At 77.5% G+C, this 7,257-nt stretch carries 5 protein-coding genes; all 5 read left to right on the forward strand.

The window, feature by feature from the left end; translation table 11 throughout:
- On the forward strand, positions 1-3,212 hold a 3,212-nt coding region (locus AB0M39_RS40855; RefSeq protein WP_365373946.1), incomplete at its 5' end, for a 4'-phosphopantetheinyl transferase superfamily protein.
- Positions 3,193-3,522: a phosphopantetheine-binding protein gene (locus AB0M39_RS40860; RefSeq protein WP_365373949.1), complete on the forward strand. Its 330-nt coding sequence runs from the start codon at positions 3,193-3,195 to the stop codon at positions 3,520-3,522. The genes AB0M39_RS40855 and AB0M39_RS40860, both read left to right, overlap by 20 nt.
- Before the next feature lie 7 nt (positions 3,523-3,529).
- Positions 3,530-4,348 carry an alpha/beta fold hydrolase gene (locus AB0M39_RS40865; RefSeq protein WP_365373952.1) on the forward strand — a complete coding sequence of 273 codons (819 nt, stop codon included), beginning with the start codon at positions 3,530-3,532 and terminating at the stop codon, positions 4,346-4,348.
- A complete protein-coding gene (locus tag AB0M39_RS40870; protein WP_365373955.1) occupies positions 4,345-5,511 on the forward strand; it encodes a nucleotide disphospho-sugar-binding domain-containing protein in 1,167 nt (388 codons plus the stop codon). The genes AB0M39_RS40865 and AB0M39_RS40870 overlap by 4 nt, the downstream gene beginning before the upstream one ends.
- The coding region (locus tag AB0M39_RS40875) for a class I SAM-dependent methyltransferase (protein ID WP_365373957.1) at positions 5,508-7,257 on the forward strand (1,750 nt) is incomplete at its 3' end. The genes AB0M39_RS40870 and AB0M39_RS40875, both read left to right, overlap by 4 nt.

Consider the following 7,257-nt stretch of genomic DNA (forward strand, 5'->3'; position numbering starts at 1 on the left):
GCGGCGGGCGCCCGGTCGCCGGGGCACGCGCCCGGAGGCCGGATAGCTCCGGGAGCTCGGCCGGCCGCTCCCGGCCCCGCGCGGCGGACGACGGCCGTACGGCGCGGGCGGCGGCGCGCGCGGGAGTGGTGCTGCTGGCCGCGGACACCGCCGGCCGACTCGCCCGGCTGATCGAGGCGTCGCCGACGACGGAGGCGGACGCGGGAGCTGATCCAGCGGTACCGGGTCCGCCCGGCGACCGTGGCGCGGGCCATGGGGCCCGGGGATCCGGTGCGGAACCCGGGGCCACGGGGCCCGCACGGCCCGGGGCGTCGGACGCCGCAGACGGCGCCCCCGCGTCCGGCGGCGCCTGCCGGCTCGCCGTCGTCGGGCTCACGCCCAAGCGCAAGGCCCTCGCCGCCGCGGTCGTCGCCCGGGGCAAGCCCTGGCGCGGCCGGGGCGGCGTGTGGTTCAGCCCGCGGCCGCTGCTCGCGCACGAGGGACGGCTCGCCTTCCTCTTCCCGGGCCTGGAGCCGGACTTCACGCCCCGCCTCGACGACGTCGCCGACCGCTTCCAGCTGGCCCGGCCCGCCCTCGGCGGCGGGAGCACGCTCGTCGAGCGCGCCGTGGACGCCGTCGCCGTCGGCCGGTTCTTCGCCCGCGTACTGCCCGAACTCGGCGTCCACGCCGATCTGCTGGCCGGCCACAGCCTCGGCGAGTGGACCGCCATGGCCGTCGCCGGGATGTACCCGCAGCAGGCCGTCGACGCCTTCCTCGACTCGCTGAAGCCCGGCGACCTCGCGGTGCCCGACCTCGTCTACGCGGCGCTGGGCTGCGGCGCCCAGCAGGCCGCCGAGGCGCTGCACGGCCTCGACCGGGTCGCCGTCAGCCATGACAACTGCCCCCACCAGTCGGTGCTCTGCGGGGAGCCGACCCCCGTGGCCGAGGCGCTGGCCAGGCTGGCGGCCCAGGGCGTGCTCGCCCAGGAGCTGCCGTTCCGGTCCGGGTTCCACACCCCGATGTGGGCCCCGTACCTCGACCAGGTGCGGGGCGCGTTCCGCAGGCTGCCGCTCAGCTCGTCGACCGTGCCCGTCTGGTCGGCGACGACGGGCGCCGCGTTCCCGCAGAGCCCGGACGACGTACGGGAGGTGGTGCTGCGCCACCTCCTGGAGCCGGTGCGCTTTCGGGAGCTGACCGCCCGGCTGTACGCCGAGGGCGTGCGGGCCTTCGTCCAGATGGGCCCCGGCAGCCTCCCCGGCTTCGTGTCCGACACCTTGAGCGGCCGGGACGTCCTCGCCGTCGCCGCGGGTGCCTCGAAGGAGGGCGGCGGGCTGGACCGACTGCGCGGCCTGGCGGCCGCGTTGTGGACGGAGGGCCTCGACGTGCGCTGGGAGAGGCTGGCGCTCGAGGAGGCCCGGCCCGCCCCCGGCCTGCTCCGGCTGGACCTGGGCTCTCCCCTCGTACGGCTCGACGGCAGCGCGCCCTCCCTCGGCCTGGCGAGCGCGCCCCGGCCGAGCCCCTGGCCGGCCGGGCGCCCGAGAACGCTCGCCGCCCTGGACGCGGTGCTCGACGAGACCGAGGCCGCCGCCCGCGCCGTCGCCCTGGCCTGCCGCCCCGGCGCCGCCCCCGCCTCCCGCCCCGCGCCCGCACCGGCTCCCCGGCCCGTCGTGACCCGGCGGAGGCTCTCGCTGGACACCATGCCCTACGTCCGCGACCACTGCGTCTACCTCCAGCCCGACGACTGGCCCGAGCCCTCCGACCGGTTCCCCGTCGTTCCCATGACCACGCTCCTGGAACTGGCCGCCGACGCCGCACGCGACGCCGTGCCGGGCCTGCCCGCGGTCACCGGCTTCGACGACGTACGCGCCCTGCGCTGGCTGCCCGTCGCCCCGCCCGTCGACGCCGAGATCACCGCGACCCCCGCCGACGGCCCCCGCGTACGGGTGGAGATCGCGGGCTGCGCGACCGTCGTCGTCCGGCTCGCCCACGGTCACCCGACGAGCCGGCCGCACCCCGACCGCACGGCGCTGACCCGCGAAGGACCGGCTCCCGTCAGCGCCGACGCCCTCTACCGGGACCGGTGGATGTTCCACGGGCCCGGCTTCGCCGGCGTCCACGAGGTCACCGCCGTCGCGGACGACGGGATCCGGGGCGTGCTGCGCGCACTGCCCGCCCCCGGCGCGCTGCTCGACGCCGCCGGGCAGCTCCTGGGCCACTGGATGCAGTTGCGCCTGCCCGCGGACCGGCTGGTCTTCCCCGCCTCGCTGGAGCGGATCAGCCTGTACGGGCCCGCGCCGCGGGAGGGCGCCCTGCTGCGGGCCGTCGCCCGCATCCGCGACGTCGGCCCCTCCTCCGTCCGCGGCGACGTCGAGCTGACGGCGGCCGACGGCACGGTATGGGCCCGGCTGGACGGCTGGACCTACCGCCGCTTCGCCGCCGACGAGCGGGTGTGGCCCATGAAGTTCACGCCCGAGATCTGCGGCATCGGCGAGCCGCAGCCCGGCGGCTGGTGCCTGGCCCGGCGGCGCTGGAGCGACCCCGCGTCGCAGGAGCTGGTGATGCGGCGCTACCTGGGCGCCGCCGAGCGCGCGGCGTACGAGCGGCGCCCGCCCCGCGCCCGCGCGGCCTGGCTGCTCGGGCGCATCGCCGCCAAGGACGCCGTGCGCAACCTGCTGTGGGAGCACGGCGCCGGCCCGCTCTTCCCCGCCGAGGTCCCGGTCGCCAACGACGAGCAGGGCCGCCCCCGCCCCCAGGGAGCGCCGGCCGACGGCATCCGGCTCTCCCTCGCCCACAAGGACCGGCTGGCGGTCGCCCTCGCCCATCGAGGCCACGCCGTCGGCATCGACGTCGAGGAGGTGACCGAGGACCCCGCCGCCCTCAGCCGTATCGCGCTGACCGCCCCGGAGCGCGCCCTCGCCGAGCGGCTCGCCGCGCGCGAGGGCCACGGCCCGGCGCAGGCGCTCACCGCCCTGTGGTGCGCCAAGGAGGCCGCGGCCAAGGCAGAGGGCACGGGCCTGGGCGGACGCCTTCGGCAGTGGACCGTCGAGGAGGGCGGCCCCACCGGGCTCCGGGTGCTCTCCCCGCAGGGCCGCGACCACGCCGTACGGATCACTGCGGTCCACGATCTGTCCGGCCCGGGCCGCCACGCCCCGCCGGCCGCCCATGTCGTCGCCTGGACCGCACCCCCCACGCCCACACCCACGGAGGCCAGCCATGACCCAGGCAGCAACTGACCCCACGGCCGCACGCATACTCGCCGAGATCACCGCCATGCTCGTGCAGACGGTCGGCGACGAGTTCCTCCTCGCCGACGAGGTCACCCTGGACACGACCTTCAACGAGGACCTGGCGCTGGAGAGCATCGAGTTCGTCGCGCTGGCCGAGCTGCTCCACCAGCGGTACGGCACGGCGGTCGACCTGATCGCCTTCCTCGCCGAGAAGGACATGGAGGAGATCCTCGCCATGACCGTCGGCGACCTGGTCCGCCATATCGCCCAGGCCACGCCCGCCGCCCGGGCCCCCTTCACGGCCTCGGCGGGCTGAGCCCGCCATGGCCGAGATCCTCGCCAACTCCCTGCGCTTCCACGTCCAGCGGCTGCCCGCCGCGGACCCGGGACCGGGCGCCGGACCGACCGTCGTCTTCCTGCACGGCCTGGTCGTCGACAACCTCTCCAGCTTCTACTGCACCCTCGCAGTGCCGGCCGCCCGCGCCGGCCACGACACCGTCCTGTACGACCTGCGCGGCCACGGCCGCACCGAGCGCCCGCCCACCGGCTACGACACCGGCACCGCCGTCCAGGACCTGACCGCGCTGCTCGCCGCCCTGGGCCTGGACGAGCACCCCGTACACCTCGTCGGCAACAGCTACGGCGGCACGCTCGCCCTGCACACCGCGCTCGCCCGCCCCGAACTCGTCGCCGGGCTCACCCTGATCGAGGCCCCGCTGCACGGACCCTGGATCGAGAACATGCTCGACACCCTCTCCGTCGCCGCGATCGGCCTCGAAGGCAGCCAGGTGCCGCGGGAGCTGACCTCGATCGGCGCGCGCAAGGCCGCCCGGCTGACCGCGACGGCCGACGCGCTCCTCAACCGCACCACCCTGATCGACGACATCGCGGCCGCGCGCCCCTTCACGCCCGAGGACTTCGCCCGGGTGCGCTGCCCCGTCCTCGCCGTCTGCGGCGAGCACTCCGAACTCGTCCCCGGGGCACGGGAACTGGCCCGCCACGCCCCCGACTGCGCCCTGCGCATCCTGCCCGGCCTCGGCCACGACGTGCTCCAGGGCGGCACGGAGGAGCTGCGCGGGGCGGTCCTCGGCCGGCTGGCCGAGGCCGCGCGGCGCCGCAGGCCCCAGGCGGTGACGGCATGAAGGCCCTGTTCGTCGTCCCGCCGCTCGCCGGACACGTCAACCCCACCGTCGCCGTCGCCGCCGAACTGGCCGCGCGCGGACACCGCGTCGCCTGGACCGGCCCGGCCGAGGTGCTGGTGAGACTGCTGCCGCCGGACGCCGAGATCCTGCCCTCGGGCGACCGCGCCGGGCCCGCCGGCTACGGCGCGCTGCACGCCCACTGGCGCGATCTGCGCGGCGTCGCCGCACTGCGCTTCCTGTGGGCGGAGGCGCTCGTCCCGCTGGCGCACGCGATGCTGCCGGGCGTCGAGGCGGCCGTCGACGCGTACGCCCCCGATCTGCTCGTCGTCGACCAGCAGGCCCTCGCCGGGGCCGTGGTCGCCGAGCGGCGCGCCCTGCCCTGGGCGACGTCGGCGACGACGACGGCCGAGTTCACCCGGCCGTTCGCCGGATTCCCCAAGGTGGGGGAGTGGGTGGCCGGCCAGATCGCCGGGCTGCTCGCCGACTGCGGCGCGCCCGGCGGCTGGGACCCGCGCTTCTCCGACCGGCTCGTCCTGGCGTTCTCCACGCCCGAGCTCCTCGGGGAGGACGAGACCCGCCCCGCCCACCACGCCTTCGTCGGCCCCGCGCTGGGCCCGCGCCCGGCCGGCCCCGCGCCCTTCCCCTGGCGGCGCCTCGACCCCGTGCGGCGCCGGGTCCTGGTCTCGCTCGGCACGCTCAACCGCGAGGCGGGCGCCCCGTTCTACGCCGCCGTGCTGCGGGCCGCCGACCAGCTCGCCGACCGTGTGCAGCTGATCCTGGCCGCGCCCGCCGAGACGGTCGGCGCGGCGCCCGAGCATGTGCTGCTCCAGGAGTACGTGCCCCAGCTCCAGCTGCTGCCCCACCTCGACGCCGTGGTCAGCCACGGCGGGCACAACACCGTCTGCGAGTCGCTCGCCCACGGACTGCCCCTGGTCGTCGCCCCGATCCGCGACGACCAGCCGATCGTCGCCCAGCAGGTGGCGGCGGCCGGAGCGGGCGTCCGGGTGCGCTTCGGCCGCCCCCGCGCGGGCGAGCTGCACGACGCGCTCGCCGCCGTTCTCGACGATCCCGCACACCGCTGGGCCGCCCGCCGCATCCAGGCCTCGTTCGCCGCGGCGGGCGGGGCGGCGGCAGCGGCCGACAGGTTGGAGAAGCTGACATGACGCAGCACCGCTCGCACCGCGTCCCCTGGGCCGCCGTCGCCGCGCTCGCCGGGCTCGCCGCCGGAACGGTGCGCGCCCGCCGACGGCTGCGGGCCCTGCCCGTGCTCGACGCCGCCGACCCGGGCGCCGCGCCCGCGCCGGACGGCTGGCGCCTGATCGCCGCCGACGGCGTCGACCTCGACGACGCCGCCCTGATCGCCGCCGTCGCCCACGCCGAACGGGCCGGGCTGAAGGTCCTCGACCTGATCCCGGCCCGGCTCGACACCGAGCGCGCCCTCGGCCTGCTCCGGCTCGTCGACCTCGGCGGCGCCCCCCGCTACGAGCGCACGGCCCAGGCGCGCGGCGCGGGACACGCCGTCCTCGTCGCGCAGGACGTCCTGCGCCGCGCCGCCGACCTGTGCGACCCGGAGGCGGACCTGCGCCCCGGCGAACTGCACACACGGCTGCGCCAGTTGAAGGAGTACGCCTCCGCCGCGACCGGCACGGCCATCGCTCCGGGCCTGTCCGTCCCCGCCGCCGACCCCGCCCTGCGGGCGACCGAGCTGCGCGCGCAGGGACTGCCCCCGGGCCTGGTCTCCGCCGCCCAGCTGGCCGGCCTCGCCCTGCTGCTGCGCGCCGCCCTCGCGGACCGCCGCTGGGGCCTCGCGGCCCTCGCCCTGTACTGGGCGCAGCCCGCACTGATCCTCGCCGGCCCCGGCAGCCCCCTGCGCCCCGCGGACCTGCCCCGCGCCGTCGCCGCCCGCCCGCTGCGCTCCCTGGCCGCCGGACTGCGCACCGCCGCCGGCGCCCGCCCCGCCCGGCCCGGACCGCCGCCCGAGCTGGAGGAGCTCCGGCCGTACTACGCGGCCGAGCTCAAAGCGGGCACCGAGCGGTTCTTCGAGCCGCGCCGCCTCGACTGCCCCTGGTGCGGCTCGGCCGAGCTGTCCGTACGCGTGCGGACGCCCGACCTCCTCCAGGGCAAGCCGGGTCGCTTCACCCTCGAGCAGTGCGGCGCGTGCGGGCACGTGTTCCAGAACCCCCGACTCTCCCTCGACGGCCTCGACTTCTACTACCGCGACTTCTACGACGGACTCGGAGTCGGCGGCGCGGACCGGGTGTTCGCCACGATGGGCCGCTCCTACCGGGCCCGCGCCACGATGCTCAAGCCGTTCGGCACACCGGCCGCCTGGCTCGACGTCGGCACCGGGCACGGCCACTTCTGCGACAGCGCACGCGGCGTCTGGCCGGACGCCCGCTTCGACGGGCTGGACATGGCGGGCGCGGTCCACGAGGCGCAGGCCCGAGGCTGGATCGCCACGGCGCACCAGGGGCAGTTCCCCGAGCTCGCGCCCCGACTCGTCGGCCGTTACGACACGGTGAGCATGTTCCACTACCTGGAGCACACCCGCGACCCGATCGCCGAGCTCGACGCGGCGGCCCAGGTGCTGTCCGAAGGCGGGCATCTGCTCATCGAGGTGCCCGACCCCCAGTCGCGGGCCGGCCGGCTGCTGGGCGCCCACTGGCTGCCCTGGTTCCAGCCCCAGCACCAGCACTTCGTCCCCGTCGCCAACCTCCGCCGGGCGCTGGCCGACCGCGGCTTCGAGGTGCTCGCCGAGGAGCACGGCGCCGCCCACCAGAGCTGCGACTTCGTCGGCGCGGTCCTCCTCGCGGCGAACCGGCTCGCCCCCCACCCGTACGCCCCCTGGGGCGCCTACCAGCCCACGCTCGCCCGGCGCGCCGCCCGCGCGGCCGTGCGCACCGCGTCCC

Source organism: Streptomyces sp. NPDC051907 (assembly GCF_040681075.1).
GTDB lineage: Bacteria > Actinomycetota > Actinomycetes > Streptomycetales > Streptomycetaceae > Streptomyces.